Below are 15,737 nucleotides of genomic sequence, written 5' to 3'. Positions count from 1 at the left end.
GCCTTACCGCCCATGACGGCTACGCCGCATATCTCGGCGCCGACACATCGCAGACAGCAATCACACCGGAACCTCCCGGTCAGCCCACCCCGGCCCGGACGACGGATGCTTCGGTAGTGCGGCGCGACCACGGGAGCCCTCTTCACCACCTCGGACCCACCGACATCACCCTCACGCAGCGCACCGACATCGGAGCGCCCTCGCCACTCCTCACGCCGGAACTGCTCACCGGAATCGTCGCCAGACCCACAAGACTTCGCTCCCGCCGAGGTGTCCGCGGAGTGTTGAACAGGGCGGGTTTCCGGTTTCCGGTGTCACCCGCCGAGCAGCATGTCGAGCAACGACGTGAACGCATCCGCCGCGCCCTGCCCCGCATTTACCGCGTCGCCGTCATCAGCGTCAAAGGCGGTGTCGGGCGCACTGTTACCACCGCTGCCCTCGGATCCACGTTCGCGCGGCTACGCCCGGACCGAGTAGTCGCCATCGACGCGAGCCCTTACTTCGGCGATCTCGCCACCCGCACGCGCCGCCATCCCTACGGGCTGACACTGCGCGATCTCGCGCATGCCCTCGATACCGACGTGTTCTCCACAGTGCAGGCGTACCTGTCCACCACTACCGCGGATCTCGCCGTCGCTGCGGCTCCCTGGAGCAATGAGACCATTCATGCGCTATCCGCTGCCGAATACGCGGCCGCAACCGACATCCTGCGCAGGCATTTCAGCCTCATGCTGATCGATTGCCACACCGGCATCCTGGAACCGGTCACCTCCACCGTGCTGCACGACAGCGACGCGGCGGTGATCGTCACACCCGCGACCATCAGCGGACTCACCGGCGCGGCCGCCACCCTCAACTGGCTCGGTTCTCACGGCTTCGCCCGTCTGGTCCATCGAGCGACTGTGGCGATCACCCATCAGCATCCTGGAAAACCCGCAGTCGACGGTGCAGCCATCGCCGGCCTCTTCGCGAATATCAACAGGCCCACCTGCGCGCTGCCCTACGACCCACACCTGGCCGAAGGAGGCGAAGTGGACCTGCGGTTGCTACACGACCGCACACGTACCGCGCTCGAGGAACTCGCCGCCGCACTCGCTGACGACTTCCCCGGCCTGACGCTGACCGGGCCACCCCAACCCGAGCTCGAGCGGAGCCGTAGATGAACGCCACCTCCGCCGCCTCCCACGAGGGGACCGCAGATCACAACGCCGACGAGAACGCCGAAGTCGAATGCGTGCGCGTGGCCGTGCTCGTAGCCCGGTACCAGGTCGATGTCGTCCTGCCGACCGCCTTCACGATCGAAACGTTCATCGACGACCTGCTCGCCGTGCTGCGCGGCGCCATCAATGATGACACCGTGGAATTCGCAGCCGCACAGGGCCATTGGACGCTCGCCAGGCCGGGCGATCATCCCATGCCCCGCTGGCGCTGCCTCGCCGATCACGACATCGCGGATGGCGCGGTCCTACTGCTCGCCAGGGTCGAATCCGCCGAAGTGTTCACACCCGTCGTCGAGGACATCACCGATGCTCTCGCCGTCATCAACGACCGTGAGTTCGCCGAATTCGACCCGCCCACAGCGGCAATCGTCGGCCTGATCGCGTTGAGCGTGGGAGCACTGACCGTCGCCGCGCTGCTCACCTGGTCCTGGACGCTCTCCGGCTCGATCCTGACCTGTGCGGTGCCGGCGCTGCTGCTGGGATCCACGAGTTGGGTCGCGGCGATCACCGCACGCCGGCGCTTCGGTTCGGTCTCCACCTGCGTCGGACTGCTCATCCCGGCAGTGTCATTGCTGTTCGTCGGTGCCGCGATGCTCGTCCCCAATCCCTACATCCAACCTGGACCCTTCAACGCCGCCAACGTCGCCGCGGGCTCGATCATCGCTGTGCTGGCAGCTACCGCCGCCAGCCGCCTGACCGCGGTAGCGACCGCTTTTCTCACCGCTGTGGTCACAGTCACCGGCTGCGGCACAGTCGTGTGCTTTCTGCTGGCCCTGACAGCAATCCCTCTACCGCGCGTGCTGGGCGGCGTAGTGCTGGCGGGCCTGATTCTGCTGACGATCGCGCCTCGTCTGGCGATGGTCCTCGCCCGTATCCGCCCTCCCGACCTGCCCGACCCCGGCAGCGAAATCTCCCCTGCGACACTCGAAGACCTCTTCGACGCCGAAACCACGCGCCGCGACGTCTCCGACGAAGACTATGTCGATCCAGGCGAACGCGACCCCGACGACGCGGCGACCGACTTCGAAAGCCGAGCCCGCGTCGCGGTAACCAGTCTTCGTGGGTTGATCGCAGCTATCACCACGATCCTCGTCGGCGGGGCGCTCGGCTCAGCGCTGTTGAGCCGCACCGGAAATCGCGAAATCGTGTTGGCAGTCGCGATCGCGGGCGTCCTCGCGATGCGCTCACGCTGGTATCCCGACCGCATCCAAGCTATCGCGTTGTTGAGCGGCGCCACGGCCATCGCGGTCGGCCTGGCCGCGATCCTTGTGAGCTCGTACCCTAGCCCCGTTGCCCGCGCGGTCGTCCTCGTCGTGCTGACCGGCACAGCGGTAGGAGCTACATTGGCGACTTTCCGCCTGCCGGGCAGACGCCTTTCGCCCGTCACCCGCCGCATCATCGATCTCATCGAATACGCGTTGATCGTCCTGGTCCCGGTATTGGCCTGTTGGATCATGGGCGTTTACACCGCGATGCGGAGCCTGTGATGGTCCCATACGTCCGTTCGGTTACGGCACTGGTCGCGGTCGTACTCATGGTCGCGCTGACGCCCGCGGCATTGGCCATCGCGCCCCCCGAAGTGCTTCCCGGGCCCGCCCCCGCCGATGCTCCAGGCCCGGAGTTCGCGATGAAGCAGGACAAAGCCTGCCTGGCCGCGGGCGTCCTGGCCGACAGTGATCTGACCAGGGTCCCGCCACCGGAGACGACTCTGGATCTGCGCGCGGCACGGGCGCTGAGCCGCGGTCGCGGCATTACCGTCGCCATCCTCGACACCGGAGTGACGCCCCATCTGCGCCTGCCCAACCTCATCGGAGGCGGCGACTTCGTGCTGAACGCCGGTGATGGACTGTTCGACTGCGACGCCCACGGAACACTCATCGCGGGAATAATCGGCGCGGCGTCCGACCCTGCCGATGCCTTCCAAGGGGTGGCCCCGGACGCGCAGTTGCTTTCGATCCGCGTCCGCTCGAATGCGTTCACCGCCGAAAATCCCACCTCCTACGACCCGGCCGAACAAGTCGCAGTGCAGATTCGCGCCCTGGCACGCGCGATCACGCGCGCCGCCAACCAAGGCGCCGGCGTCATCGTCGTACCGAACTCCATCTGCGTCCCCGTGATCTTGGGCATCGACCAAGCCATGCTGTCCGCGGCGGTGGGGTATGCCACCATCGAGCGGGGGGCGCTGATCGTCGCCGGAGCCGGCTCTGCCAAAGGTGGTGAGTGCGCGCAGAATCCAGGACCGGATCCCGCCCACCCCGGCGATGTTCGCAATTGGCGTGGCGTTCAGACAATCTCCACACCGAGCTGGTTCGGCCCCACCGTGCTTTCGGTCGCAGCCACCACCGCCTCTGGAACTCCGCTGACGGATTCGCTTGCCGGCCCGTGGATTTCGATCGCCGCACCCGGGGTGGGCATCGAATCGCTCGGCCCCGGTGGCGGTGGTTTGATCAACGGCGTGGGCGCTCCCGGTGCCTACACCGCCGTCGGCGGAACATCGTTCGCCACCGCGTACGTAGCAGGCGTAGCGGCGCTGCTGCGGTCGCGGTTTCCCTCCGAGGCACCTGCCCAGATCATCGCCCGCCTCCGCGGGACCGCCCACGCTCCCGCACGTGGAATGGACAATGCGGTGGGCGCGGGTATGATCGACCCGCTGGCGGCGCTCAGCCCCCGCAACCCTCCCGCAGATTCGGAATCGCTGTTCCGGAGCACGCTATTGACCATGCCCAGCCCCGGACCTACGCGCGACGACCGTCCCACGCATGTCGCGTTCGCGATCTTTCTCCTCGCGACGCTCACCGCATCGGCGGCGACAGCGACGACGATCCTGTTGCGGAGAGACTCGTGAGTGCGCCCGTCGCCTCTCTCGCCGGGCCCGAGGGGACCCCGCTGACCGTCGTCCTCCTCGGGGGCAGCGCCGCGGTGACCACTCTGGTCAACCACGTTTCATGGGGGTTGACCGCCGCGACCGTCGTGGTCCTGGTGGTCGTGGTGACAGTTCGCGTGAGAGGACGCACCACAGCTCGATGGTGCTGGAGCACAGTCGAATTCGGGGTGCGACGGGGGCGCCGTGCGCACGAACGCCGAGCCGCCGTCAGTGCCCGGGATATCACCGTCCCCGCTGGGACCTGCGGAGTCATTCGATCCGGCACCGTCCTGGTATCGATGATCCAGCTGTCACCGAACCTCGATCTTCCCACCGTGATCAGCGAGCGCTCGATCTATACCGAAGCCACAATCCGCGCGGACACCCTGTCCGAATACTGTGCTCAATACGGGTTGAAGGTCGATATCGACCTTGTCACCACCGGCCGACGTATTCGGCAGGTGGGTTCCTACGGTGATCTCTACGATCAGCTCATCGGCGCGCGACCTGTTGTCGGACAGCGACTCGCATGGCTGATCGTGCGCCTGGATTTGCACGACAACCTTCACCATCTGCGGCGCCGCGGCCCCGTTGCGGTCGCCGCACCGCGAGCTCTGGCCGTCGCAGCGCATCGCGTAGCGGCTCGGCTTCGTGCACGCGGGATCGACGCGCACCCGTTGCCCGCCGAAGAGATCGACCACGCGCGCGACCTACTGTGCGAAGGCATCGATCCGGATCGACTTCACGAGCGCTGGGGCAGGCTCGATTGCGCCACCACGGGCCGCTCGGTTCGCGTCTACACAGGTCACCGCACCCACGAGCCCCTCGACCTGGATAGCTGCTGGTCACACGGCAACGGATTCACCACCGTCGTGGTCAGCCTCGCCCACCACGCGGCACCACGAGTGCTCGTGCGCTACATCGACACCCACGGCACCGAGAACCCCTGGACCCCGCCGGCCGGATTGTCGCTCTGGACCGGCCGCCAGTCGGACGCTTTCATGGCGACACTGCCCGCTGCCGCGACCGCCCACTCACTCGGCCCGGCCCATCGCGCGGGAACCGAGCACGACCCGGGCGAACTGACGATCGCGATCGGCCCCAGCGGCCAGGTGCTGGGCTCCATCAGCGGCAGACACGAGCACAGTCTGGCGCTACCTTTGTTCGACCCTGTTCGTTACCACCCACGCCATCGCACCGTCGACATCCACGCGGATCTGCAGATCGCACAGCAAATACTGCTCCGCGCCACCGTCGTCGGGGCCAGCGTCGAGGTGCATACGGACCGGCCCGACCAATGGCGGCCCTTGATCACCGCACTCGGCGATGAGCGATCTCTGCGCCTGATAGTCGACAACCAGACAGTCGCGGAGAACGGAACGGAGTCGCGAGCCCCCGCTACCATCGCCGTCTTCGATCGCGTCAGCCCGAGAACCTCGCAGGCAGCCACCACAGTCACCATCACCGCACCCGACAAACCCCGGCGGCCCAGCTCCGACCTGGCAATAGAACAAGTCGGGGACGGCGCGATAGAACTGAGCATTCCTTCGCGCACAGTTCGCGTCGATCTGATCGAGCCTCGCGGCGAAACTCGTTACGTGAACGCACGGCCAACGACGGCGCCACCCGACAGCACCGAATCCCCCGTCTTGACTCCGGCAGCTCCAGCGCTCTTGCCGCACGATCGGACCATCGACCAAGGAGATGCGCGGTAATGTCCCTCAGTGTGGTAGCGCAGTACCAATCCGACGACTCCGAGCCGCCCGACTTCGACTCGGAGCAGACGAAAGACACGTTGACCCCGCGGCAAGCGGCCGCGGCGATATTCTCCAGTCGCCTCGCGGAACTGATAGCAGAGTCCGAGGTCTCGACCGAGGACGGAACCACGCGCTCCCTGACGCTCTACGCCCTCGCTCAACACCTGGAGCTCGCCTATCCGGACGTACCCGTCTCCCAGTCGGGTCTATACCGGCTCATACATGGCGACGCGATCCCTCGTCTGGACCTCATCATCGCTTTGGCCCGCGTGTTCGATGTGACGCCGGAGTATTTCGTCACTCCCAACAATCAACAAACCTGATCCAGCAGTCTCCTTCCCACCAGAAGGAATTCGAGCTGAATAACCGGCACCGTATCTGGATACCATCCCGCTATGGCCGCCGAGAGCGACAATGCGGTATTGCACCACCGCGCCTTGGTGCTCGAAGCGCTGTTGGACGACAGCACGCTGGACGACGCGACAACCGATGCTGACTCTCCAACCGAAACCGGGGACGACGTTCAGCCTTGCGATCCGGTCACCGACGAACCGCCCGCGCCCCCGGTCGCTCCCACGTCGCCGGCTCGGGTGAACGGCAGGGCGGGAGCACGGATCAATGAGTTGCTGAGTGGGCATCCCGACCCGCCCTCTGCCCATCTGGAGTCCACGCGCCCCGCCCGTGCCCGGGCGTTCGAGGCACCCTCTCGGCTCGGATCTGACCCCGCAACACCACTGGACTCCGCAGCGCGCGGCGCGCCCCTCGCGCGAGTTCACCTGCAACTAAGAACGTTGACGCAGGGCAGAAAGCGTGCCTTCCTGCTCATCGGCGCTGTTGTCCTCGTCGCGGTCATGATCGCATTTCTGGCCAACCTCGGATCCACCCCCGAGACCGCGCCACTCGCGACAAGAAGCGCGTCACCCACTCCCGCACAGTCAACTCTCGTCAGTCCCTCGACATCAGCCTCTGCGGGTTCGGAGACGCTAAAGGTGCATGCGGCAGTATCGAAATGCCCGCCGGGGAGTACACCCGGTTTGGACGCGTTCGAGGGTGTACCGGGAAAGGCGTGGTCATGTGTGCGCGCCTACCGAGTTGACGGGCAGGTCCTCAGAATCGACCTCGGTGGCAGCTTTGCGGTCGACAGCATCGGAATCGTGCCAGGCTGGGACTATATCGGTGACGATGGAACCGACCAGTGGAGCAAATACCGCACCGCCAGTCGCGTCTCATACCGCTTCGACGACCCTGATTCGACCACCTACACGCAAGACACCCTCGACCAGCGATCAATGGTCGTCACCCAGTTCGACCCACCGATCAAGACCTCGACGGTGACGCTCACCGTATTGCGCTCGACCGGAGCACCCACGGTGAACAGCACCGCCATCTCCTCGATCGTCATCACTGGAAAGTGATCGTCGATGAGTTCGAGTTGCCGATACTGCCGCCACCACACCGCCCACGACTCCCGCGATTGTGAAAATTGCGGTGCGCCAACCACGGTCAACGCCGGCGCGGTCCTCACCGAGGTCGCCGCGCTGGCTGCACCGCTGCGCCAGGCGAGAGTTTTCGCCGAACACGTCGTGCCCCGGCAGTGGATCGTTGCAGTAATCATCGGCGTTGTACTGCTCGGGGGAGTGGCAGTGGCAGTCCACGCCATCGGCGATCTCCGGCCAACCATCTGGCACGCACCCGGACACACCACGTTGCCGCCGACGCTCGAGGATGCTGCAGACTGTGCGGAGTTCGACCATCACACGAGTGCCGAACGATGTGTGATCGCCGGCAACTCGCCGCTACTCAAAGACCTCACGGGCGGACAACGGCTCGTATTCGAGGTTCGTCCGATGGCCCCGGACGTTCTGGCTTCGACTCTGCAACTATGGCGCGCAACAGGTTCGGTCGTCGCGGATGGTGAGACTTTCGCTGCTGTGGGCCCGACCGCCACGGTGTGGTACGCGAACACCGCCACCGGCACCCGAATGGACACAGGCCGATTCTCCTCGGGTGAGGCGGCTCGCCAATTTCTCTCACGCGCGGGGTTGGTGACAACTCCCGGGCGGTAGTTCTGGCCCTGCGAGGTTGTTCCCATGTACCTGCCGTGCGGGGGAGTACCTGCCATACGCAGGTGAGTCGGTGACACGTGGCTAGAAGATAGCGCATCGCTGAATAGTGTACCGTCAAATAACGGCTCATTATCCACGCAAGACGCGGCCCGCCGCTTGCGGAACCGAAAGGCACGACGATGGCAATCTCCCGCAGCCCTGCGGCTACTCACCTGCCGGCCGGGGATCTCACCGCTGTCGAGGCTGCCTACTTTCGGTGGATAAAGCACGGCGGCAACGAACGCCGTGATCACGAACGCGCCGCCTCGATTCTCGGACACCACCTCGAACTGGGACGGAACCGGCGAGCCGGCACCGCCGTCGTTCACACCTACGTGCCGGGCGACGGCAGCGGCATCGAGCCGGCGATACAGATCGTCACCGACGATATGCCCCTGCTCGTGGACACTGTCACCGCTGCGGTCCGGCGTCTCGGCGTCGAGATCACCGACGTGCTTCATCCCATTCTCGATGCCCACCGTGATGTGGATGGAACACTGAACGCTCTGCTCGCACCGGGCAGCGCCGCACCGGTGACTGCTGTCAAGGAGTCGTGGATCCATCTTCAGCTCGGCGCGGTAGCCGACACGGATGTCCTCCACCGCTTGCAACAGGCGATCCCGAATATCTTGACCGACCTGCGCCATATCCTGGATCACACGCCGGCGATGAACGCTGCCCTCGACCACGCCGCGAAGGCGCTCGAGCGCGAGGCCACCGATCGCCCGAGTCTCGACGCCGCCCAGCTGCTGCGATGGTTGGCCGATGGGAGGTTCACCCTCTTGGGAGCCGCGTGCACGGGCACACCCGACAGCGTGAATGGTCGCTCAGACACCCATTTCGGTCTGCTCAGCGAACTCACCCATCACGCTGTCGATCTGTCGCATGTGGCGACCGCGCCGGACTTGTCGCTCCACCTGGCCACCGCATCGGTCGACTCCTGGCTGTCGGCCTCGGGCGAACTGTTCGTCGTCACCGTCGGCGTGAAACCCATCGTTCGTTCCGACCCGGCCGCTCGACGCTGGATATTTCTGGGCACCCTGAACTCAACCGCGTTGCACGAGAACATTCTCGACATTCCTGTGGTGTCGGACCGGGCTTTGCAGGTCATTCAGAACGCGGGCTTCGCGCTCAACTCGTTCAACGGTCAAGCCATGCTCGAGGTGATGCAGTCGTATCCCCGCGCAGAGTTGTTCTCTACCAGCGTATCTCAGCTTCTGCATGTCGCTTCCTCGGTCATCGGCACCGACCTCCGACGGCAGGTGAGCATCTTCGTTCGCCATCAAGCCGACACCGGTGCCGTGTACTGCCTGGTGCACCTGCCCCGGGACCGGTATTCGAGCATCGCGCGAGAACGTATGCAGAAAATCCTGCGGATATGGTTCGGCAGCGACCGAATCGGATACTCCGCCCGTGCTACCGAGTCCGATCTCGCGGTAGTCCATTTCCGGATTCATCGGCCGCGTGTCCACGCGCTCGAGCCCCTTACCGACGAAGAGCATCGGCGTCTCGAAACCGAATTGTTCGAAGCCACCCGTACCTGGGTCGATCGCTTCGAGGTGGCGGCCGGGGCCGCCGGCCTGCCGCGCACACTCGTGCGCGAGTACCTGTCCGGGTTTCCACCCGCCTACCAGCAAGATCATGCACCGAATCGGGCAGTCGACGATCTGCTGCGACTGCACTCGCTTCCCGATGGAGACATCGACACCGCGATGCAGATACGCCTCGACGACCAGACGTGGCGCTTCACTCTGTACAACGCCGGTGAGCATGTGTCCCTGAGTCGAGTGCTGCCTGTGCTGCACAGTATGGGTGTCGAGGTACTCGACGAACGCCCGTACCAAATTCGCTCTGCGGCCGGACATTCGAGGTGGGTCTACGACTTCGGGCTGCGACCCGCCGCGGCGGACCCCGCGCACCCGGCCCATGCGGCAACCTCCGGGGGGCTCGAAGCGTTGACCGCGACGTTTACCGCGGCGTTCACCGCAGCTTGGACCGGCCGGATCGAGATCGACGATCTCAACAGCTTGGTGACGCGGGCACAGTTGGACTGGCCGCGTATCGCAGTGCTGCGCGCTTACGCGAAATATCTGCGACAGATCGGCTTCCCCTACAGCTTTCGCAGCATTACACGCGTACTGCTGACGCATCCCTTGCTCGCCTGCCAACTCGTGGACCTGTTCTACACGATGTTCGAACCGCACCACGACACTCGGGACGCCGCTACGTCCGGAAGTCTGCGGAAACTGACCAGCATGATCGACGAGGTCACGGAAATGGACGCGGACCGCGTCTTGCGTACCTACCTCACCTTGATCACCGCGACCCTGCGGACCAATCACTTCCGCCACCCGCGCACCGATCCCGCCTCGGACCAACTCGCCCTCAAGTTCGACGCTCGAAGCATCGAAGAGCTGCCTCCGCCACGCCCGCGTTTCGAGATCTTCGTCTACTCACCGCGGGTGGAAGGCGTACACCTGCGGTTCGGCGAGGTCGCGCGCGGCGGAATCCGCTGGTCCGACAGGTTGGGGGACTTTCGCACCGAAATTCTCGGTCTGGTCAAGGCCCAGGCGGTCAAGAACTCGGTTATCGTCCCCGTGGGCGCCAAGGGCGGATTCGTACTCAAAAATGCCTCTGCACCCGGCGTCGACCGGCACGTCATCCAATCCGAAGCGCGAGAATGCTACCGCCGCTTCATCACCGCCATGCTCGACGTCACCGACTCGATCGACCACTCCACCCGGGCAGTGATCGCTCCACCACGTGTGGTGCGCAGGGATGGTGACGACCCCTACCTTGTCGTCGCCGCGGACAAGGGCACCGCCGCATTTTCGGACCTGGCCAACAGCATCGCCGAGGAACACCGTTTCTGGATGGGCGACGCGTTCGCGTCCGGCGGCTCGGTCGGCTATGACCACAAAGCCATCGGCATCACCGCGCGAGGCGCATGGGAAAGCGTCCGTCGCCATTTCGCCGAACTCTCCATCGACATCGACAACGACCGATTCAGCGTCGTGGGAATCGGCGACATGAGCGGTGACGTCTTCGGAAACGGGATGCTGCTCTCACCCAATCTCCGCTTGATCGCCGCATTCGACCACCGCCACATCTTCGTTGACCCGGACCCCGACCCCGCGACCTCCTATCTCGAACGCGCACGCCTTTTCGCCCTGCCGCGCTCCTCGTGGGCAGATTACGACCGCACCCGGATCAGCACCGGTGGTGGCGTGTGGGAGCGCGCAAGCAAGCGAATCCCACTCAACGACGCGATTCGGCATGTGCTGGACATCCCCGCGTCCATCACCGCGCTGACCCCGCCGGACTTGATTCGGGCTATCCTGCAAGCCCCGGTCGACCTGTTGTGGAACGGCGGGATCGGCACATATATCAAAGCGGGCCACGAGCGAGAACTCGATGTCGCAGACAAGAGCAATGATCCTGTGCGTGTGGTCGCGGACACCGTGCGCGCTCGCGTGATCGGGGAGGGCGGCAACCTCGGCATTACGCCCGGAGGCCGCATCGAGTTCTGCCAGAACGGCGGAAAATGCAACACCGACGCGGTCGACAACTCCGCCGGTGTCGATTGTTCCGACCACGAGGTCAACATCAAGATCCTCCTCGACTCCGCGGTGTCCGCCGGCGAACTCGCCATCGACGAGCGAAACCCACTCCTGTTGGCGATGACCGCGGACGTGGCTACGGCAGTGGTCGGCAACAACATCGCCCAGAACATCCAGCTCGGATTGAGCAGAATGTCGAGCTGCGCTCGTCTCGTAACGCACGCACAACTGATCGCGGACCTCGAACGTCACCACAATCTGGATAGGGTCCTCGAGTCCCTGCCGGCCGAAGCCGACATCGCACGCCGGCGAAGTCGAAACCAGGGGCTCACCTCTCCAGAGCTGGCAACGCTCACCGCACATACCAAGCTGGCGATCAAGAGTGAATTGCTCACGGGCGCCCTGATCGATGAGCCCGAGTTCGAGTCGGCGTTGATCGGCTACTTCCCATCGCTGATCAGGGAGCGGTTCGTGTCCGCCATGCGACGCCACCCCCTGCGCCGCGATATCATCGCCACCACGATCGTCAACGACCTGGTCGATAACGCGGGACTCGACTACGCGTTCGCCCTCGCCGAGGAATCCGGTGCCACCACCGAGGACGCGGTCCGTGCTTTCCGGGTCGTCACAACGCTGTTCGATCTGCGCGAACTCTGGCACGACATACGCGCCACGCCCATGCCCACCCACGTCGCCTACGAACTCGAACTCGAAGCCCGCCGGCTCGTGGAGTGCGCCTCGCGCTGGATGCTCGCGGACGGAACACGCTTGAACCACGCCGTGGATCATCACTCCGCTGTTCGCGCGCTCAGCGACACGTCCGCACAGTGGATGCCGCGCGAGGCGGCCCGTCAGGTCACCACCCGAGCCGAAGAACTGGTCGAGCGTGGTGCTCCTCGGGAACTGGCGGCACGTGCTTTGAGCCTGCCGCATTTGTTCGCCCTGCTCGATATCGTCGAGATCGCCGACGCCGCCGCACGCCCGCCGGCCGAGGTCGCCACTGACTACTTCACACTCGAGCGTCATCTCGGCGTCGACCGGCTCCTGACAACAGTGTCGGCCCTGCACAGTCCCGACCGGTGGCATGAGCTCACGCGCATCGCTATTCGCGATGAACTCTACGCGATACTTCGCACGGTGACGATGAACGTGCTGACCGAGTCGACCTCTGTCGCGGTCGCGGACCAGCGTGTGCACGCCTGGAGCAGCGAGCGAGGCGTTCGGATCGTCCGCACGAACGAGGTGATCGAGGAGATTCTCTCGACAGGAAACCCCGATGTGGCCGCGCTGTCGATTGCGGCCCGCCGCTTGCGCGCCCTGGTGCGAGCCTGAAGCCGAGCGTGCGAACGCGGAGCTAACCGGCGGCCTCGGTAAGGGCTCGGCCGCACTGACCACAGAAGTTGGCGCGGCGACCGACTCTGCTCCCGCACCCGGTGCACGTTCGAGGTTGTTGCAGCGTGCCGCACGCCATGCAGAATCGCGCGGTAGCTCTGATCTGCGCGGCACATGATTCGCATGGAACGCTGTCGCTGTGCGTGGAGGCCGGGGCGGGCTGGGACCACGGGGCGGGGGAGGCACTCACGAAAGGCTGCACCGCGGCCATCCCCACCGCTGTCGTCAGTGCATCGCCGGCATCGTGTGCCATTCCCGCGCTCGCCCCCAACGCCAGCTCGCCAGCGGCGTACCGCTGAAAGTCGCCCGCCAGATTCATGTACGTCTGGTCTTTGGCGAGGCGTTTGAGCTTGGCGGCATCCTCGGGCGCCAACGTGAGATCCAGATTGCCAATCCGGGAGATCCTCAGCCCGTAGTCGTACAGAGCCACATTCGCCTCGCGAACAACGAGAGCTTCGATCGCGGGCAGCCGGCTGGAAATGCCCAGAACCGGCCACTCTCCCGCCATCACCCGTTGCGCGACGGCGATTTTCATCGCCTTGGTCAGCAGTGCCGCGCTCCACTCGAACAATCGCCCGGCGTCCGACAAGTTGGCTGTACCGACGAGAGACGTGAGTAGCGTCGCGGGGTCGCGGACGACAAGAGCGAACTCGCCGTGCGTGCGGAGGCTGACCACCTGGTCGCTCACGGGGTCGGTGACATCGGCGAGCCGACCTCCGAAGGGCAGACCGGTGAATTCTCGCGACGACACGAAGTAGAGCTCGGCCTGATAGAAGTTTCCGCCGGTCATCGAATCGACCAATGCCCCCAGGGCCGGCAATGCGTCGGCATCAATGCGATGCCTGCCGGGGCCGAGCGTGGCCACAACTGCTCCGGATCGCACGAACAACGCGGTCTCGTCGATATTGACCAGCGCGCGCGTGAAGCGCCGGATGGCGCGGTCGGGCCACTTGTAGACCAACTGCTGCTTGCGGTCGTCCGGGACCGCTATGAACTCACGAGCAAACCATGCCATACGTCCTCCGCGGTACATGATTAACGTATCGCCGTTTGACGCGCCACTATACCACGTCTACCACCCGCAGTCCTGGGTGGATGCCGCAATATATGGCCCTGAGCTGCAAGCACGCACCAACGCTACAGGCCTAGTTGTGCCGCCATTGAATGCGACGTTGGATAACGGTACATTACTCGTGAACTGGCAAGCGCGAAAGGTGCACACCGTGACAACAGTCCGACATCCCGCAGGGGAGTCCAGCGGTAGCAAACAGGTGAATCCGGAAGACGTCGGCTACCACAAGGACCTTCGGCCACGCCAGATCCAGATGATCGCCATCGGCGGCGCCATCGGAACGGGCTTGTTCCTGGGGGCAGGAGGGCGCCTCGCCAGTGCCGGGCCGGGCCTGTTCCTGGTCTACGGGATCTGCGGCGTCTTCGTGTTCTTCATCCTGCGCGCACTCGGGGAACTCGTGCTACATCGCCCCTCCTCGGGCTCGTTCGTGTCCTACGCGCGCGAGTTCTACGGCGAGAAACTGGCATTCACGGTCGGATGGATGTACTTCTTCCACTGGTGTATGACCGGAATCGTCGACATCACCGCCATCGCCACCTATGTCCATTACTGGGGCGCGACCGAGGTGGTGCCTCAATGGGTCATCGCGCTCGTCGCGCTCGTGGCGGTCGTGTCCATCAACCTGATCTCGGTGCGTTGGTTCGGCGAGCTCGAATTCTGGGCAGCCCTGGTCAAAGTCGTCGCCCTCGTCGGGTTCCTCGTCATCGGCAGCGTCTTCCTCCTCGGACGCTTCGACATCCAGGGTCAACGCACCGGCTTCAGTGTGATCACCGACAACGGCGGACTGTTCCCCTCCGGTATGTTGCCGCTGGTGCTGGTCACCACGGGGGTGGTCTTCGCCTATGCCGCCGTCGAACTGGTCGGGACGGCCGCGGGTGAAGCGGAGAACCCCGAAAGGATCATCCCCCGTGCCATCAACTCGGTCGTGGCCCGGATCATCCTGTTCTACGTCGGGTCCCTGGTCCTTCTCGCACTGTTGCTGCCCTACACGGCTTTCCGGGCCGGGCAAAGCCCTTTCGTCTCGTTCTTCTCCAAGCTCGGAGTCGAAGGCGCTGGCTCGATCATGAACCTCGTCGTGCTGACCGCGGCATTCTCGAGCCTCAACGCCGGGCTGTACTCCACGGGACGAGTATTGCGTTCCATGGCCATGAATGGCAGCGCACCTGCGGTCGCAGGGCGCATGTCCGCCTCCGGGGTGCCCTACGTCGGAATCCTCGCCACGGGAGTGATCGCGCTCTTCGGCGTAGGACTGAACGCGCTCGTCCCCGAACAAGCCTTCGAAATCGTTCTGAACATGACGGCGCTGGGCACCATCACCTCCTGGGCGGCCATCGTGTTGTGCCAGCTGCGTTTGTGGCAATGGTGGCGCGCGGGGCGAATGGAAAGGCCGACCTTTCGCCTGATCGGAACACCGTACACCGGGTTCGCCACTCTGATCTTCCTCGCCGGCGTGGTGGTTCTGATGGCTACCAGCGAAGACATCGTCCAACGGGGAGCGGTGCTCACGATGTTCCTGATCGTCGCGCCCGCGTTCGTCATCGGCTGGTTCTTCGCCCGCAAGCGCGTCGGACTCATCGCCGCCCAGCGCGAGGGCCACACAGGCCAATTCCCCGTAATCGCCGAGCGACCGGCGCTGGCGCCTGAACCGACCAACCCGACGACGGCCACGACCGACACTGATCGGTAGGTCTGTCCGCGCACCGTTCCACACGAACTCCATCGCAACGAATCGGCTTCCCCGCACTGGGAACAACCTTGTGCGACGGAA

General features: G+C 64.8%; 10 protein-coding genes. 9 read left to right on the top strand and 1 reads right to left on the bottom strand.

The window, feature by feature from the left end; genetic code table 11:
- From ABZ319_RS16420 to ABZ319_RS16385, 8 genes are all read left to right on the top strand, one after another.
- A partial coding sequence (locus ABZ319_RS16420; protein WP_354987236.1) for a MinD/ParA family protein occupies positions 1-1,163 on the top strand: 1,163 nt, incomplete at its 5' end.
- The gene (eccD, locus tag ABZ319_RS16415; RefSeq protein ID WP_354987235.1) at positions 1,160-2,707 is read left to right on the top strand and encodes a type VII secretion integral membrane protein EccD; all 1,548 of its coding nucleotides are present in this window, start codon (positions 1,160-1,162) and stop codon (positions 2,705-2,707) included. The genes ABZ319_RS16420 and eccD, both read left to right, overlap by 4 nt.
- A 47-nt stretch (positions 2,708-2,754) precedes the next feature.
- Positions 2,755-4,065: a type VII secretion-associated serine protease mycosin gene (gene mycP / locus ABZ319_RS16410; protein WP_354987234.1), complete on the top strand. Its 1,311-nt coding sequence runs from the start codon at positions 2,755-2,757 to the stop codon at positions 4,063-4,065.
- Entirely contained in the window at positions 4,062-5,798 is a 1,737-nt protein-coding gene (eccE, locus tag ABZ319_RS16405) for a type VII secretion protein EccE (RefSeq protein ID WP_354987233.1), read from the top strand. Before mycP ends, eccE begins: the two co-directional genes overlap by 4 nt.
- Positions 5,798-6,163 (top strand): helix-turn-helix transcriptional regulator, encoded by a 366-nt coding sequence (locus tag ABZ319_RS16400; protein WP_354987232.1) that lies wholly within the window; start codon positions 5,798-5,800, stop codon positions 6,161-6,163. The genes eccE and ABZ319_RS16400 overlap by 1 nt, the downstream gene beginning before the upstream one ends.
- Before the next feature lie 72 nt (positions 6,164-6,235).
- Entirely contained in the window at positions 6,236-7,255 is a 1,020-nt protein-coding gene (locus ABZ319_RS16395) for a discoidin domain-containing protein (RefSeq protein ID WP_354987231.1), read from the top strand.
- A 6-nt stretch (positions 7,256-7,261) separates the two neighbouring features.
- Entirely contained in the window at positions 7,262-7,906 is a 645-nt protein-coding gene (locus ABZ319_RS16390; RefSeq protein ID WP_354987230.1) for a hypothetical protein, read from the top strand.
- 179 nt (positions 7,907-8,085) lie between these two features.
- Complete coding sequence (locus ABZ319_RS16385) at positions 8,086-12,837, top strand: NAD-glutamate dehydrogenase domain-containing protein (RefSeq protein ID WP_354987229.1); 4,752 nt, start codon at positions 8,086-8,088, stop codon at positions 12,835-12,837.
- A 22-nt stretch (positions 12,838-12,859) separates the two neighbouring features.
- Here ABZ319_RS16385 and ABZ319_RS16380 read toward each other — a convergent pair whose 3' ends face one another.
- Positions 12,860-13,912: an SPFH domain-containing protein gene (locus tag ABZ319_RS16380; RefSeq protein WP_354987228.1), complete on the bottom strand. Its 1,053-nt coding sequence runs from the start codon at positions 13,910-13,912 to the stop codon at positions 12,860-12,862.
- A 208-nt stretch (positions 13,913-14,120) separates the two neighbouring features.
- On the opposite strand from ABZ319_RS16380, the gene ABZ319_RS16375 reads away from it, so the two are divergent.
- The gene (locus ABZ319_RS16375) at positions 14,121-15,656 is read left to right on the top strand and encodes an amino acid permease (RefSeq protein WP_354987227.1); all 1,536 of its coding nucleotides are present in this window, start codon (positions 14,121-14,123) and stop codon (positions 15,654-15,656) included.
- Positions 15,657-15,737: the final 81 nt, after the last annotated feature.

Origin of the sequence: Nocardia sp. NPDC005978 (assembly GCF_040614455.1) — a bacterium.
Classification (GTDB): Bacteria; Actinomycetota; Actinomycetes; order Mycobacteriales; family Mycobacteriaceae; genus Nocardia.
The sequence above is the reverse complement of the archived record's forward strand: the minus strand, read 5'-3'. Positions and strand labels throughout refer to the sequence as shown.

Coding starts and splice junctions, on each gene's coding strand:
- eccD (WP_354987235.1), top strand. CDS start 1,160: ATGAACGCCACCTCCGCCGCCTCCCACGAGGGGACCGCAGATCACAAC.
- mycP (WP_354987234.1), top strand. CDS start 2,755: ATGGTCGCGCTGACGCCCGCGGCATTGGCCATCGCGCCCCCCGAAGTG.
- ABZ319_RS16400 (WP_354987232.1), top strand. CDS start 5,798: ATGTCCCTCAGTGTGGTAGCGCAGTACCAATCCGACGACTCCGAGCCG.
- ABZ319_RS16395 (WP_354987231.1), top strand. CDS start 6,236: ATGGCCGCCGAGAGCGACAATGCGGTATTGCACCACCGCGCCTTGGTG.
- ABZ319_RS16390 (WP_354987230.1), top strand. CDS start 7,262: ATGAGTTCGAGTTGCCGATACTGCCGCCACCACACCGCCCACGACTCC.
- ABZ319_RS16385 (WP_354987229.1), top strand. CDS start 8,086: ATGGCAATCTCCCGCAGCCCTGCGGCTACTCACCTGCCGGCCGGGGAT.
- ABZ319_RS16380 (WP_354987228.1), bottom strand. CDS start 13,912: ATGGCATGGTTTGCTCGTGAGTTCATAGCGGTCCCGGACGACCGCAAG.